Consider the following 16,116-nt stretch of genomic DNA (forward strand, 5'->3'; position numbering starts at 1 on the left):
CCATGAGACATATAATCTTCACCCTCATCTCCCATGATTGGAATATTTCTGACCAGATGATAGCCGGGATTGTCAAGTGGAACAAGTATCATGCTGGCTCTTTGGTATGGATTAGGGTTTTCAGGATCAGTTACCGCCATGACTATCGTAAAAGTGGCTCCATCTGCAGATGAAGTAAACCATTTGTGACCATTGATGATATATTCATCACCAACCCGGACTGCAGTTGTAGAAAGATGTTTTGGATTACTCCCCGCATGCTGTGGCTCAGTCATTGCAAAGCAGGACCGTATTTCTCCTCTTTGAAGAGGGCCTAAATATTTTTCTTTTAGCTCTTTCGATGCGAATTGGTGCATCAATTCCATATTTCCAATATCCGGAGCTTGACAATTGAATACATAATGTCCAAGGGGACTTTTTCCCAAGATTTCTGATATCCTTGCAAAATCCGTGAGGTTTAATCCTAATCCACCTTCATTTTCTGAAAGGTGGGGAGCAAAAAGTCCTTCACTTTTCGCCAAATCACGAAGAGCATTTAGTTTTGGGAGTGCATTTCTAAATGAGCCATAAACTGCCTCCTGTTCAAGTGGTATAATGTGTTTTTTTAGGAACTCATCATACCGGGAAAGTAATTTTTCCAAGTCGTCCCTGATCTGAATAGTTGAAAAATCCATGTTATTTTGGGTTAAATTGTAAATCCACCATCTGCAGTCAAAACTATTCCTGTGGTATAGGAAGAGGCTTTTGAGGCAAGAAACAAAGCTGCTGCTCCAATTTCTTCAGGTTCACCGACACGCTTAATCGGTAAAGCTTTCATCATGTGGTTCATGATTTTCTCATTGCTCCAAAGTGCCTCTGAAAATTTGGTTTGGATCAATCCAGGGCATATCACATTCACCCGGATTTTGTGATCACCCCATTCTTTAGCAAAAACCTTTGTCATGGAGATCAGCCCTGCTTTACTTACTGAATAGATACCAAGACCTTGCTCAGGGGAAATACCACCAATGGAAGAAATATTGATAACAGAAGCATTGGAAGAAGACCTGAGGTAAGGAAAACATAATTTCATCAGATGAAATGGTGCTTTAAGGTTGACATCCATGATTTTATCATATGCTTCCAGACTGGTTTCATGCACCGGTCCGAAGACAGGATTGGAAGCAGCATTGTTGACCAGGACATCAATTTGACCGTAGGTTTCAATAGTTTTTTTGACAAGGTTTTCAAGGTCCTCTCCTTTGCCAACATTACAGGCTATTCCTGTGACCTCATATCCTTTTTGTTTCAATTTTGCAGCCATTTCATCCAAGGAATCCTGCTTTCTGCTAGAGATAACCACTTTGGCACCCGCTGCTGCAAATATCTCAGCGATACTGAAGCCAATTCCTTTACTAGCTCCTGTAATGAGGGCTACTTTGCCCATCAATGAAAATAATCCTGATAAATCCATATTATGTTGTTGGTTAAAGTCAGCTTTCAAGATAAAGAATTCTGCCTTTGATTTCCCATTATGCATAGAAAAATATTATGCATACCGAGTATTTTTGTTTAACTTCAACTCATTAGAAACCCAAAAATATAGAAAATGAAACAAGTGATTTTTAAAGAAACCGGGCTGCCGGAAGATGTACTGGTACTGGAAGAAGCGGAAATACCAAAACCAAAACCCAGTGAGGTGCTCATAAGAGTGACTGCGAGAAATATCAACCCATCTGATGTAATGTTTATTAGAGGTATGTATGGCATTACACCAAAACTTCCTTCGAGTGCAGGGTTTGAGGCCGTTGGAATAGTTGATCAAAGCGATGAAAAGGGTACAGTAGCCAAGGGTAGTAAGGTGATTTTTACAGCTATTGGTACTTGGAAGGAATATGTCTGTGCACCTGCCCAAACTGTAATTCCAGTACCCGATCAAATGCCTGATGAAGTTGCTTGCCAAGCATTTATAAACCCTATGACGGCTTTTGGTATGTTGGAATCCTCTGGTCTTAAGGAAGGAGATTGGGTCCTTATAACTGCAGGAGCATCAGCATATGGGAAATTAGTTATCCAAATGGCTAAAAGTAAAGGTATAAAAGTGGCTTGTACGGTTCGACGTGACGAACAAAAAGGTTCTTTAGAAAAGCTAGGTGCAGACCTGGTAATCAATACTGAAAAAGAAAAACTACAAAAAGTTATCATGGAAAAAACTGGTGATGGAGTTTCCGTGGTATTCGATGCTGTGGGAGGTGTTTTAGGTGCCAAAGCCTTGGCCAGTTTAAAAAATAACGGAAAGCTTATGGCCTTCGGCGCATTGAGTTTGGATAATATGCCAGTGAATTCAGGTTTGATGATATTCAAAAACCTTAAAATTGAAGGATTTTGGCTAACCACCTGGATAGAAAGTCTTAATAATGAAGAAAGGCAAAAAGCTTTTAAAACAGTCCTCGGATATTTGATGAAGCAGGATGTAAAAGTTGATGTGGCTGGAACTTATGCACTTGAAGAATTCAAGGAAGCTTTAGAAGCATATCAAAAACCCGGAAGAAACGGAAAGATAATTTTGAAATAAACATAAAAAGCCCGACCTGCGGGCTTTTTATGTTTTCCATCATACTTTAAAACAACGATGCCTGTACAACCTGAGGTTTATTAGCCTGGATTGTTCCTTTTAACATTTCCTGCATCAGTTTGACGAAACCCGGTTTCCAGTTTTCTAGGTGGATTTTAATTTCTTTTCCCTCATAGCCAACAGGACCCATTAATCTTTCATATCCTATCAACATGCTCCAAATCGTATAAAAAGTGACTTCTGCTTGTAATTCGGGCCTGATGCTTCCATCCCTCAATCCCATTGTAACCATCTGAATTCCGATTTTTCCGCAGTCATGCTGAATTTCCAATAGTTTTTGAAAGTGCTCACTTTCCAATATCAATGGATCAATTTGACGCCTTAATTCTTCATTATTATACTGCTGTACAATACCCATAAAATTTAAAATAGCAGCATAATATATTTTATTTGCCTGAGTAAAATCTATGTAAGCATGTGCTAAGTCTGTGATCATCTGCAAACCTGATTTCCCTTTAACCTTATAGATTTCTCTAAAAATCGATTTGAATTCATCAAAAGCTTTTTTGGTGACGGCCATATAAAGGTCTTCCTTATTTTTAAAATAAAAATAGGTAAGCCCCTTTGAAATACCTGCCTCTTTGGCGACATCTTCCATTTTGGTAGAAGCAAAACCTTTGGTGGTGAAAAGCTTGATGGCTACGTCTAAAATAAGTTTACTCTTCTTTTCTCTTGCAGAAATAGGCATGATGAATATTGGATATGAACAATAGTCAAAGATATTAAACCCCGTTCAATAATAAGGGGAGAAATTTTAAATTATCAGTAAAGTATTGAAAGACAGAAGAGAATTTTTTTTGGTGTTAATCCAATACGCAATCCACAAAAGCATCCCACTGTCCATCATCAAGTCTGTTTCGGATATTTTCGATATAAGTCCTCAAACAAGTCCTTAATTCGTCACCATAAGATTCTTTGAGTTCTAAAAGTTCAGCACGAAACCTATTCCTTAACTCATTTAGCTGCGTCAGCAAACTGGAAGTATTACCCTGGTGGTTGGCGATCAATTGCTTTCTCTGGGCTTCCATATTCTGAAGAAGACTGGAAAAATCTCCTCGATAGTTTCTGGTCACTCTATTCCTACACGCGCTGAAATTATTTGTCGCTCCTCTAATTTGATTGAGTTGAGGAAGACTCAGTCCAATTGACTGAAAACAATTGAAAAGATTGCCTTTATTTCCTTCTAAGCTATTGGCATCTGTTCGGGAAACACCATAAATACCATGAAGACCTTCATTTTTGTCCTCATAAGCCCTGTTTTGGTCTCCACCCTCAACTTCAAACTCAAAAAATGTCTGATGAAGCACATCAGTGATTTTATCTATTTCAGACTCAATTCTAGTTTCATCAATTGGGTCTAAATCTGATTTGGATTGACAACTGACAATCAAAAAAATCAAGATAATAAGTTCATATCCGTTTTTCATCATAAAAGTCATTTTTTGAATCAAATATAAAAAAATGATACCTTAATTTTTGATTTAGTAGCGTTTTTTAAAGAAAAAAAAGCCCTCCGAAGAGGGGTTTTATTACTGTATTTCCATGATATAGTAATTTTTCTTTCCTTTTTGTACCAAAAGGTATTTGCCTTGGAGCAAAGCAAATGATGCCGAGGCATTTGGATCTGTCAATTTTTCCTTATTTATAGAAACTCCTCCTCCTTGGATCATTTTTCTCGCTTCTCCTTTGGAATTGAAAATGATCCCTGAAGCTTGTTCAGACAAGAGGTCTACTACGTTTTGAGTGGACTCATAGTCTTGTCTGGTAAGTTTAGCCTGAGGCACCCCTTCAAAGACCTGAAGAAAGGTACGCTCATCCAGCGCTGCAAGTTCCTCTGTAGAAGATTTTCCAAAAAGAATGGAGGATGCTTTCAATGCCATTTCATATTCTTTTTCACCATGAACCATAATGGTTACTTGCCGGGCAATCTCTTTTTGAAGGCTTCGCATATGTGGCGCTTCTGCATGTTCCTTTTCTAGGTTTTCAATGGAAATTTTATCCATGGTGGTGAAAATCCGGATGTATTTGGCAGCATCTTCATCTGAAACATTCAGCCAAAATTGATAGAATGCATAAGGAGATGTTTTATTAGCGTCTAGCCATACTGAACCCCCTTCGGTTTTCCCAAACTTAGAACCATCTGCTTTGGTGATCAAAGGTACAGTGAGGGCAAATGCAGAACCTCCGGATATTTTTCGGATCATTTCAGTTCCTGTAACTATATTTCCCCATTGATCCGAACCTCCCAACTGAATACTTACACCCTCATTTTTCCACAAGTGGTAAAAATCATATCCTTGTATAAGTTGGTAAGAAAACTCTGTAAAGGAAAGTCCATTTCCATCTTCCAACCTTCTTTTGACAGAATCTTTGGCCATCATATAATTGACCGTGATATGTTTACCTACATCCCTGATGAACTCTAGGAAGCTGAATTGAGACATCCAATCGTAGTTATTGACTAACTCAGCTTTATTGGAGCTACCTTCTGTGAAATCCAGAAACTTGGCAAGTTGGTTTTTTAAACAAGCTACATTGTGATCTAATGTAGCTGCGTCCAACAAATTTCTTTCAGAAGATTTGAAAGAAGGATCACCGATCATTCCAGTAGCACCACCGACCAATGCAAAGGGTTTGTGTCCAGCTCTTTGGAAGTGCAGGAGTGTCATGACTCCAACCAAATGCCCTATATGCAAAGAATCTGCTGTAGGATCGAAGCCAAGATAAGCTGAGGCAGTACCTTTATTCAGGTGTTCCTCTATTTCAGGTGTCATGTCCTGAAGCATTCCTCTCCAGCGCAGTTCTTCTATAAAATTGTTCATGTCAATTCGTTGATTTTTTCAAGCTGCAAATATAGGTTTTTAGCCAAGAGTAGGAAAATATGAATTGTAATTGATTAATATGCGAATTACAGTTATTCACAGTCCTTGAGAAATCTCTAATTTTGGATAAATATTCAGGTACTGATCTTAATAAAAAAAAAACAGCCGAGGCTGCCTTTTTCAAATCATTCTACCTGTTGGATTATCAGCTTTTCAGAATTTTTTCTATTGCTGAAATCTCCTCCGACGAGAATTTGGTATTGCCTGTTGCTTTTACATTGTCTGCGAGTTGTGAGGCTTTGCTGACGCCTACAAGGACAGTGGTGATGCGCTCGTCTTTAAGCAGCCATGCAATAGCCATCTGGGCCATACTTTGAGCTCTATTTTGAGCGATTTCATTCAAAGCTTTGACTTTGGAAATGACTTCAGCAGTGACTTGATCTTCTTTTAAGTACCTTCCGTCTTTGGCTACCCGACTGTCTTTGGGGATTCCTTTTAGGTATTTGTCTGTCAGAATACCCTGTTCTAGAGGTGAAAATGCAATAGCCCCAACACCTTCTTGTTCCAAGACATCCAAAAGTCCATCTTCAACCCATCTATCCATCATGCTATATCTGGGCTGGTGAATCAATAGGGGAGTCCCAAGGTTTTCGAGGATACGAACAGCTTTTGCAGTGTCTCTTGCATCATATTGGGAAATTCCTACATACAAAGCTTTGCCTTGTCTGACGATTTGATCTAAAGCAGCCATTGTCTCTTCCAAAGGCGTATCAGGGTCAGGTCTATGATGATAAAAAATATCCACGTAATCTAGACCCATCCTTTTGAGACTCTGGTCAAGAGAGGCGATCAGATACTTCTTTGAACCATGGTTTCCATAAGGTCCTGGCCACATATCCCATCCAGCCTTGGTAGAAATGATGAGTTCATCTCTTAAGCTACTGAAATCTTTTTGCATAATTCTACCAAAATTTTCTTCGGCAGAACCATAAGGAGGTCCATAGTTATTGGCTAAATCAAAATGTGTTATTCCTAAATCAAATGCTGTCCTTAGTATAGTTCTTGCATTTTTGAAATCCGCATCGTGACCAAAGTTATGCCAAAGTCCTAATGAAATCTCAGGAAGTAAAATCCCACTTTTGCCACATCGACGGAATGGCATTTCGTTGTAGCGGCCTTCATTTGGTAAATAGGTTTTAAGAGGTTCGTGATCGTTTATTTTCATGTGATTGTAATTTTTTTTCTGTAGTCAAAACCTTTCTCGCCCAAAAAACGGGACTGTAGAATCTCGAATGGGGTGATATTTATCCTGCCTTTGAGGTGTTTCCAGTAGCTGGATTTCAGGTTTCTACTTTGTTTGCTATTAGTTTATCAACAACAATATTGATTTTTTCCGGATTATCCTTCACAAATTTGATAGCTGCATCTCTAAGGGCATCCATATTTTTCTTGCTGGCATCGTCCATATTCGGACTGGCCTCGTGTAAATCCGGCTCTAACCTCATAAATCCATCTTGGTTTTTTCCTGCATCAAAAAGCCATTCCAATTGGTGTGAAACGGTCTCGGAATTACCTGACATCATAATATCAATCAATGGTTTTATCCATTGGACAAGACCAAAATTTTTTGCTCGGTCATATGGGAAGGGCTCTTTGACGCAGCCTGTTCCCAAAGAAATCATAAACATGTCCTTGGATGTTGGTTTTTCGATGTTATCAAAATCACATTTCCTTACTTCTGCATAAGCGCACATAGCTGGATTATTGGCAAATACACCTCCATCAATAAGGGGGTAAGATGCTCCAAAACGTGATTTGATAAGTGCTGCTTCAAAATAGGTAGGGGCAGCAGCGGTAGCTTGGGCTACATCACGGATGTAGAAATCATGTGATATATCGTCACATGCTTTTCCCCACTTGAAAAAAGTAGCTTTACGACTTTCAATATCATAAGCAGTAAATAAACATGGCCTAAGCATTTCACTCAAATAAGTGTCGCCGAAATATTCTTTTAGCGCTTTTTTAAGGTTTTCATTAGGGTATTTTTCTTCTCTAACCCCGAATAAAGTCCTCAATCTGTGACCTAAAGGTTTACGGAAAATAGCCCCCCCGTTTTCATGGTAAAGGTTGACGACCTCTTCCATGGAAAACTTAGGTCTTTCGGGTGCAAGAGGATCGGGTGTCAACATCCCACAACCCAATATCCCACCTGTGCTGGTACCTGCTACAAAATCAATGAAGTCCACCAGTCTTGCCTGTGGATTACTTGTCTTTTCTTGTATTTTTTCTTCAATCAACTGTAAGATAGTGCCTGGTATGATCCCCCGGATTCCACCACCGTCTATGCATAATATTGCAACTTTCTTCATGGCTTTAAAAATTTATGGTTAGTGAAAATTTAGTTACATGTACTTAAATGTAAGTAAATCAGATACAAAAGGCCAATAATGACAGTATATATCTGTGCAGAAGTTACTGACTGATGTGCAGATACCCTGAGGTATTAAAAGAAAAATATTCCCGATACAACTGAAAGTGCTGCTATTGCAAAAATCACCAGTAGGGGTTTCCAAGCAAATACTATCCAATCTTTATAAGAAACTCCAGCTGCTGCAAGGATTGCCATCAGCCCTCCATTACTAGGTGTCACCAGGTCCATTATTCCTGCACCATATTGATAAGCGAGGACAACCACTTGTCTTGACATTCCGATCAAGTCTGCAATGGGCGTAAGCAAAGGCATGGTAAGTACCGCCTGACCTGATGTGCTTGGAACAGGGATATGAAGTAGCGCTTGGGAAACCATCATTCCAAAAGCAGATAAGGCTAAAGGCAATTCTTCCAAAGGTGTAAACAAGCCATAGATTATAGTATCTATGATCTGCCCCTCTTCTAATATCAAATAAATACTTCTGGCAAGCCCAACGATTACTCCTGCAAAAATCAACTCACCAAAACCTTCTGAATAGGCCTTACTTGTTCCATTGATTCCCAACTTTCCAATGATTCCGGCAGTAATGCCCATGACAAAAAAAATAGCTGACATTTCGTTATAATCCCAGTCCCAATTACTTAAACCGTAAATCATGACACCAAAGGTTATTGCAACCAAACACAGAATAATCGAATGCGCTGAAGAAAGCTTTTCGGGCTTGTTTGCCTGGTTCCACGACTCAAATTGTTTGAATTTTTCATTCCCATTTCTGATCATATAAAAAACCCAAAAGGACAATGCCAAAATCAGAAAGAACATCCTGTAAAGCCCACCTGAAAAAACCGGGATCTCAGCCACTTTTTGAGCGAGTATCACAGAAAATGGATTGGTAGGTCCAAATGCCCCACCTATAATGGCCGAACCTAAACAAAGGCCTACGATACTTTTTTTACTGTAGCCGATTTTTTCACTTAAAATCATCAAGAGTGGAACCATGGCAATGATCTCTTCCTGTAAACCATTCAGAGCACCTGCTGTGGCAAAAAGAACTCCCACCATACCTAACAAAAACGCCTTTGCGTTTGAAAATTTGAAAATCAATGATTCTAATCCTGCTTGAAATGCACCTGTTTTTTCTACCACATAGAATGCTCCACCAATGATCAAAATCAAAACGACCACCTCTACGCCGGCAATTATACCTTCTGGAATACTCAAGGCCATTTTCCCAAGACCAACAGGATTGTTTTCGATTGTAGTGAAACTGCCTTGTATTACAATTTCTCTTCCTGTATTTTCATCAAGGGTTCTTTGAAACTGTCCCGCTGGGATGAGGTAAGTCAGCAGGGTTGCAAGCATTACAAATGCCAGCATAATGACCATTGGATGGGGAAAGGATAATTTTTTCATTTTAAGTTTATAAAACTAAATGCAAAATTTCACTTTAATCTGTTATGTTTTCCTTTGATTTTATTTGAATCCTTGCCCAAAAAAGGTTCTGAAGACTATCTTAAATTCAATTTAGGGATGGTTTTCCTGGATCCTTTGAAACAACTGTGACATGTGCCTTGGTTTTTCTTTGTGGTCGCAGATTTCTTCAGAGTTTAAAGTACCGGCACCTTCACAAGTTCTACAAGTAGAGAATTCATTCAGGTCACCATCACATCTTGGACATGTGTGTTTGCCTTCTCCATTACACTGATCACATTCATGGTACTCAATGAGATTGAAAACATTTCTTTTGGTAAGCAGTCCATTACCAAAACATTTGTTACAACCTACTACACCTCTTTGTTTGCAAAGACTACAAGATTGAGCCAACTCTTTTTCTCCTTCACAAGTAGTACATGCAACCACACGATAGCCCTGTCTATTACAAAATTCACATGCTTTAATGGCTTCTAATGGCTCTTTGAGATTTTCTTCCAGCACTTTTGCCTCTTCATACTTTTCAGCATTTCTCCCATTGATCTGAAGATACCTGTTGAGGAAGTTCATACTGTTATCATACTGCTCCAATTCATATAGTGTAACAGCAAAATAATATGGCATTTCAGGTGAAATAGGAAGGTTGTTTTCAATGATTTGTCTGAAATAAGTATTAGCCTTTTCATAATCACCCTTTTCCATTTCTTCAAGGGCATAGCTGAAAAGCCTTGATGCCCCACCCAAATTGGGTTGAGTCTGTGCCAAGACACCATTTAAATTACTCAAAGTGAACATGAGTATCAGTATCAATGGGAAGCAAACTGGGAGAAATTTAATTTGACGGGTTAATGTCATGTGTATAGGTACTGTTTGGGTATCGTTTTTCGAAAGTAAGCAGAAAGGCACAAATATACCAATTCAAAAGTTTTTCTTAAAATTTGGAGAAATGTAAGAATTTGCAAGAGCTTTCTTTATTTTTAGGAACATAATGTCTTTATATGAGAAAACCCCTGATCACATTTGTTAAGGTAATCGGTGTTATTATCGGAGTACTTATCTTGATAACGATCGCTTCCTACAGGTCTGATATATCACCCGAAAAATTACTTTCCAAATACACGGATGAAAACTCTTATTTTTTGAAAGTTGGTCAGGAAAATATCCATGTAAGGGTCAAAGGAAGGGGTGAACCTATTTTTCTCATACATGGCAGCTTTTCTTCCCTGCACACATGGGAGGCTTGGGAATCCGAACTGAGTATCTTTTTCAATACTATTTCCATGGATTTGCCCGGTCATGGACTGACTGGTCCATCGGAAAAGAAAGCTTATGGAATTGAAGATTATGCTTTATTGGTTTTTGAAATAGCAGATCAGCTAGGCCTAGAAGAATTTCATGTAGCAGGCAATAGTATGGGGGGAGCTGTTGCGTTAAAAATGGCTTCTGACCATCCTGAGAGAATCATGTCTGTAAACCTCATAGACGCTTCAGGAGCACCAAAACCAAAGAGAGAAGTTGAAAGTGAAGAAAGAAAGAAAACATATGACTCAGGTGCCACTATTTTCAAAGTAGCCAGAAATCCACTATTCAATAATTTCCTGCTCAAATTTACTCCAAAGAAGATTTTTGAAAAAACACTTCAAGAGGTCTTTTATGATCCTTTAAAAGTCAATAATGATTTGGTGACCAGGTATTATGAGTTGATAAGAAGAGAGGGGAACAGGAGGGCTACGCTTGATAGGTTGACCACTTACAAGCCTTATGAAGTTGATTTTGATAAACTTAAAATGCCTGTTTTAATTATGTGGGGTGAGGAAGACGAATGGATTCCTGTGGCTAATGCAGTGAAATTTAAAGAAGCAATACCTGATGCCAAAGTAAAAATATTTGAAAAAACCGGGCATGTCCCAATGGAAGAAAGACCGACAGAGACTGTCAGAGAATATCTTGCATTTCTGGGCATTCAGTTGGATTTGGATTATTTTTCCAGTCCTAAATTCTTAAGCCATGCCCATTGAAGTGATTATTCCTGTATTTCTTTTACTTCAGACAGTTTTGATTTTTTACTTGATTTATGTATTCCAACGCAAGGGATCTCATATGAGTGGGCTCGAAAGACAACTCGCAGAAATCAAACAGGAGCTAAGCCAACAAATGCAAGCCAATAGATCTGAGTTGCAACAAGGTTTGGTAAATCAATTCCAGTTGGTATTTGATAACCTTCGAAGCAATTCCAAAGAGCAGCAGGAAGCATTAAAAGATTTTGGATTGGTGTTTAGAGACAATGTCAATGCTTTCAATTCTCTCCAGAAAGAGAAATTTCAGGAGCTGGTTCAAAAGCAGGAACAAATGCTTCAATCGACTGAGGAGAGGTTGGAAAAAATGCGTGAGACGGTTGATGAAAAGCTACAGAAAACTTTAGAGGCAAGACTGGGGCAGTCATTTGAATTGGTTAGCAAACAGCTATTGGCAGTTCAGAAGGGACTTGGTGAAATGCAGACTTTGGCAACAGGGGTAGGGGACCTTAAGCGGGTCTTGAGTAATGTCAAAAGTAGGGGTGTGCTTGGGGAATACCAATTACAGGGTATTTTGGAGAACATACTTTCTCCTGATCAATATGCTTACAATGTTAGTTTGAAAAAAGGTATGCTTGAAAGGGTGGAGTATGCCGTGAAAATGCCTGGAACCTCTGATGATGGACCTGTTTACTTACCGATTGATGCAAAATTTCCACAGGAGACTTATTACCGGCTATTAGATGCCTATGATGTGGGTGATAAGGCAATGATAGAGGCAGCTAGAAATGACCTTTACAAGGCCATAAAAAAAGCTGCCCAGGACATTTCGCAAAAATACCTGCATCCTCCATATACAACTGATTTTGCTTTGCTTTTTTTGCCGATGGAAAGTCTTTATGCTGAAGTGGTCCGAGATGGGCACTTGGCTCAAATCCTACAAAAAGACTTCAAAATAGTAATTACGGGTCCAACAACCTTGGCAGCCATGCTAAATAGTCTACAAATGGGTTTTAGGACTTTGGCCATTCAACAGAGGAGCTCAGAAGTTTGGAAAGTACTGGGTGCAGTAAAGACAGAGTTTTCGAAATTTGGAGACTTGATCAGTAAAGCCCAGAAAAAAATCAATGAGGCTTCCACTGACCTTGACAATTTAGTGGGAACAAGAACCAGAGTTATTCAAAGAAAATTGAAGGAAGTAGAAGAACTACCGGAGGAAGATGGGAACAAATTATTAGATCCCTAAAAATAAAAAAATGGGGGAATTTAGAATTCCCCCACACTAACATTACCCAAAAAATCAAATTTGTGCTGGAAAAGGATCATAGAATTCTTCTTTTTGTTCAAACTGTATGATTTCATTTTCATTTAAAAGACATGATTCAAGTGTTTCAAGTATTTCTTCCTTGTCTAAATCCTGTCCAATAAATACCAGCTCATTCATCCGGTCTCCCCATTTTTTACTCCATTTGGATTCAATATACTCTTGGTTATAAACGTATGATTCAAATCTAATCCTCTGGGAATACGGCATGCTACACCACCATACACCCGCTTTTTCCATTCTGAATGAACCACCTGCCTGTGAAAAATTCAATGCTTCGTCTGGCCTTGAGGCCAACCAAAATAAACCTTTGGCCCTGATCACTCCTGCAGGATAGTCGTTACTGAGAAAGTCAAACATTCTTTGTGGATGGAATGGCTTTTGATTTCTGAAAACAAAGGAACCGATTCCATATTCTTCTGTTTCTGGTGTGTGCCCATCAGATTGTAACTCTTTTTGCCAACCCGCAGAAGATTGTGCTTCCTCAAAGTCAAAGAGTCCTGTGTTGAGGATTTGAGCAGGCGCTACCTTGCCAAATTGTGACATTAATATTTTGGCATCTGGATTTAATTTTTTGATAGAAGCCTTAAGCAAACCAACAGTGTCAGGATCTACAAGATCTGTCTTGTTCAGGATGATGACATTGGCAAATTCAATCTGATCTGTTAGCAAATTGACTATGGTTCGGTAATCATTTTCCATGTCCGTCAGCTTTCTGTCCATCAAGAGTTCATCTGTATTAAAATCCTTGAAAAAATTGAAACAGTCCACCACAGTTACCATCGTGTCAACGTAACTGAACTTTGAAAGGTCAATCCCATTTTCCTCATCAACAAAGCTAAAGGTCTGGGCAACAGGAACAGGTTCACTAATTCCGGTACTTTCGATCAATAAATAATCAAATCGGCCTTCTTTGGCTAATTTCTCTACTTCTACCATCAAATCCTCTCTAAGGGTGCAGCAAATACAGCCATTACTCATTTCAACCAACTTTTCTTCAGTTCTTGAAAGGGTATTTTCATTTTCCACCAATTTGGCATCCACATTTACCTCACTCATGTCATTGACAATAACGGCTACTTTCAAGCCCTCTTTGTTGTGTAGTATATGATTGAGTAATGTTGTTTTTCCAGCACCTAAAAAACCACTTAGAACTGTGACTGGTAGTTTATTTAAATTCATACTTGTTTAGTCTTAATACCTTTTTATTTATGCAACAATATTGCAAATATAAACTAGATTAATGAAGGCTCCAGCAAAGGATGTAAATTATTTTTAAACCATATTTGTTAGTCATTAAAACAAGTGTTTTTTGAGGAGCATGTTTGCAGGAAAACTAAAAATGTTAATGAATATGAAGTGTAAAAAGGTGTTTTTATTGTATTTTTTTCTTTTTATGGTTTCTGTTTTTTATGCCAATGGACAGAAAATATATGACGTATACCCAGAAGTAAGGGAGAATTCAATTGTGATCAACAATACAGCCTTGGATATGATTGAAGATGAAAAACATGCATCAGCTGCCAAAATACTTGAGTCTGTTTTAGAGGATGATCCCTCTTTTCATCCAGCTTATCTGAATTATTACAGAGCAGGAAGACACGTTCAAGAAAAAATTGAAAAGGTGGTCGAGGTTTTAAAAGTAGGGCTTGAAATTTTTGAAGAAGATGATGAGATGGCTTATTATCTCGGAAATTTATTACAGAAGGAAGAACGGTTCGAAGAAGCAATAGAAGCCTACACAGATGCCATCAATTATAGTAAGGTAAACGGTGAAGATTTTCCACTGGTGTGGGCTTACCATTTCAATAGAGGCAATTGCTATTTGAAAACGGAGCAGTACAAGAAAGCCATACCTGATTATGATTATGCCTTGACGCTAAGTCCTGACAATTATGATATCCTTACCAATAGAGGTTATGCTTATTATAAAACTGAAAAAGGTGAAGCTGCTTGTAAGGATTGGAATACAGCTTTAGATTTAGGAAGTAAAGTTACTGACAAATACCTAGAGACATATTGTAAGTAAATTATAATGTGATTTTTTGGGTAAATATTGAAAAGCATTTACCTTTCGACCAATTGATGTATAGGTTTATTATAAGGACTGTACATATACAAACAAATTATCTTTTATGAATATAGTCATAGCCGGTGCAGGCGATATGGGCTACCACTTATCAGAGCGTCTCAGTTTTGAAAACAAGGATATTACCTTAGTCGATTTGGATAAAGATGCCTTAGATTATGCCTCTGCTCATTTGGACGTTTTGACTGTGTTAGGAGATGCTACATCTATTGAAATCCTTAAAAATGCCAATGTGGCAAATGCCAATATGTTTATGGCAGTGACCACATCAGAAAAAACCAATATACTTGCTGCTATTCTGGCTAAGCAATTGGGAGCAAAGCGAGTAATAGCCAGGGTCAGGAACCACGATTACCTAAATCCAGAGCATGATCAATATTTTAAGAACATTGGAATAGATAATATTATCTCCCCAACTATGCTTTGCAGCGGGGAAATTTCCAGAATGATTAAAAATTCTGTTTTTTCGGATGTTTTTGAATTTGAAGGAGGGAAACTGAACGTAGTGGGAATCACTCTGGACCAATACAGCAACTTGGTCAATAAGAAAATTGCTGATATGCGTGATAACCCTATTTTTGAAGATGTAAAAATCATAGCTATCGTAAGAGATCAGATTACCATCATTCCTAGAGGAAATACCATCATCAGAAATAATGACCATGTATTTTTCATATCCAATAAAAAGGCTGTGAGTTCGATTGTGGATCTTTTGGGGCAAAAAAAGGTATCCATCAAGAATGTCATGATCATAGGAGGTGATGACATGGCTTACACTACTGCATTGACTTTGGAACATGATTATAGGGTAACCTTAGTCCATAAAGATAAGGAAAGGTGTAAGTGGCTTTCAGAAAGGTTAGCTAAAACTCTCGTGATCAATGGAGATTATAAAAATATTGAGCTTTTGATAGAGGAGGGGCTCGAAGAAATGGAAGCTTTTATTTCGCTTACTGAATCTTCCGAAACCAATATCATCACTTCATTGAGTGCAAAAAATCATGGTGTTTACAAAACCATTGCCCATGTAGATACGAGGGAATACATACATATTTCACATAGCATCGGAGTAGATTCATTGATCAATAAAAAGTTGGTTGCTGCAAATCAAATTACCCGGTTTTTCAGAAAGGGAAAAGTGGAAGCCATTTCGGGAATTTATGGGGTTGATGCAGAAATTATCCAATATGTAGTCAATAAAAATAACAGGGTGATTAAGAATCCTTTAAAAAATCTTCATTTCCCCGATACTGCGATAGTGGCAGGTGTTATTAGGGGAGAAGACCAAGTCTTTATTCCTGACGGAGAATTTACCTTACAGTTGGAAGACAAAGCCATTGTTTTGGCTTTGCCGTCAGCTAAAATAGCATTAGATAAACTTTTCCATTAA

The 16,116-nt window shown here is 38.4% G+C and carries 15 protein-coding genes; 5 read left to right on the plus strand and 10 right to left on the minus strand.

Translation table 11 applies throughout. The annotated features are described in order from the left end of the window. A partial coding sequence (locus tag EA341_RS16715; RefSeq protein ID WP_293016312.1) for an acyl-CoA dehydrogenase family protein occupies positions 1–674 on the minus strand: 674 nt, incomplete at its 3' end. 11 nt (positions 675–685) lie between these two features. Next, positions 686–1,453 carry an SDR family NAD(P)-dependent oxidoreductase gene (locus tag EA341_RS16720; protein ID WP_293016358.1) on the minus strand — a complete coding sequence of 256 codons (768 nt, stop codon included), beginning with the start codon at positions 1,451–1,453 and terminating at the stop codon, positions 686–688. A 135-nt stretch (positions 1,454–1,588) separates the two neighbouring features. On the opposite strand from EA341_RS16720, the gene EA341_RS16725 reads away from it, so the two are divergent. Further along, positions 1,589–2,554: a zinc-dependent alcohol dehydrogenase family protein gene (locus EA341_RS16725; RefSeq protein WP_293016313.1), complete on the plus strand. Its 966-nt coding sequence runs from the start codon at positions 1,589–1,591 to the stop codon at positions 2,552–2,554. Positions 2,555–2,600: 46 nt separating this feature from the next. Here the strand turns inward: EA341_RS16725 and EA341_RS16730 are convergent, their stop codons facing one another. The 7 genes from EA341_RS16730 to EA341_RS16760 form a co-directional block, all read right to left on the minus strand. Then, entirely contained in the window at positions 2,601–3,302 is a 702-nt protein-coding gene (locus tag EA341_RS16730; RefSeq protein ID WP_293016314.1) for a TetR/AcrR family transcriptional regulator, read from the minus strand. 115 nt (positions 3,303–3,417) lie between these two features. Next, positions 3,418–4,044, minus strand: a complete 627-nt coding sequence (locus EA341_RS16735) for a hypothetical protein (protein ID WP_293016315.1) — start codon at positions 4,042–4,044, stop codon at positions 3,418–3,420. A 99-nt stretch (positions 4,045–4,143) separates the two neighbouring features. Beyond that, positions 4,144–5,436, minus strand: coding sequence for a tyrosine--tRNA ligase (tyrS, locus tag EA341_RS16740; protein WP_293016316.1), 1,293 nt, complete (start codon positions 5,434–5,436; stop codon positions 4,144–4,146). A gap of 205 nt (positions 5,437–5,641) precedes the next feature. Further along, positions 5,642–6,661, minus strand: a complete 1,020-nt coding sequence (gene mgrA, locus EA341_RS16745; protein WP_293016317.1) for an L-glyceraldehyde 3-phosphate reductase — start codon at positions 6,659–6,661, stop codon at positions 5,642–5,644. 115 nt (positions 6,662–6,776) lie between these two features. Further along, positions 6,777–7,805, minus strand: a complete 1,029-nt coding sequence (locus EA341_RS16750; protein WP_293016318.1) for a patatin-like phospholipase family protein — start codon at positions 7,803–7,805, stop codon at positions 6,777–6,779. A gap of 134 nt (positions 7,806–7,939) precedes the next feature. After that, positions 7,940–9,280, minus strand: a complete 1,341-nt coding sequence (locus EA341_RS16755; protein WP_293016319.1) for a YfcC family protein — start codon at positions 9,278–9,280, stop codon at positions 7,940–7,942. 111 nt (positions 9,281–9,391) lie between these two features. Next, entirely contained in the window at positions 9,392–10,093 is a 702-nt protein-coding gene (locus tag EA341_RS16760; protein WP_293016359.1) for a molecular chaperone DnaJ, read from the minus strand. A gap of 203 nt (positions 10,094–10,296) precedes the next feature. On the opposite strand from EA341_RS16760, the gene EA341_RS16765 reads away from it, so the two are divergent. Beyond that, positions 10,297–11,316: an alpha/beta hydrolase gene (locus EA341_RS16765; RefSeq protein ID WP_293016320.1), complete on the plus strand. Its 1,020-nt coding sequence runs from the start codon at positions 10,297–10,299 to the stop codon at positions 11,314–11,316. Then, positions 11,306–12,559 carry a DNA recombination protein RmuC gene (gene rmuC / locus EA341_RS16770; RefSeq protein WP_293016321.1) on the plus strand — a complete coding sequence of 418 codons (1,254 nt, stop codon included), beginning with the start codon at positions 11,306–11,308 and terminating at the stop codon, positions 12,557–12,559. Before EA341_RS16765 ends, rmuC begins: the two co-directional genes overlap by 11 nt. Positions 12,560–12,613: 54 nt before the next feature. Here rmuC and EA341_RS16775 read toward each other — a convergent pair whose 3' ends face one another. After that, entirely contained in the window at positions 12,614–13,819 is a 1,206-nt protein-coding gene (locus EA341_RS16775) for a GTP-binding protein (RefSeq protein WP_293016322.1), read from the minus strand. Between the two features lie 172 nt (positions 13,820–13,991). Here EA341_RS16775 and EA341_RS16780 point away from each other — a divergent pair, with 172 nt between their 5' ends. Together EA341_RS16780 and trkA are read left to right on the plus strand one after the other, a co-directional pair. Next, entirely contained in the window at positions 13,992–14,666 is a 675-nt protein-coding gene (locus EA341_RS16780; protein WP_293016323.1) for a tetratricopeptide repeat protein, read from the plus strand. A 106-nt stretch (positions 14,667–14,772) separates the two neighbouring features. Further along, positions 14,773–16,116, plus strand: a complete 1,344-nt coding sequence (trkA, locus tag EA341_RS16785; RefSeq protein ID WP_293016324.1) for a Trk system potassium transporter TrkA — start codon at positions 14,773–14,775, stop codon at positions 16,114–16,116.

The sequence above is a fragment of the Mongoliibacter sp. genome (assembly GCF_007692705.1).
Lineage (GTDB): Bacteria > Bacteroidota > Bacteroidia > Cytophagales > Cyclobacteriaceae > Mongoliibacter.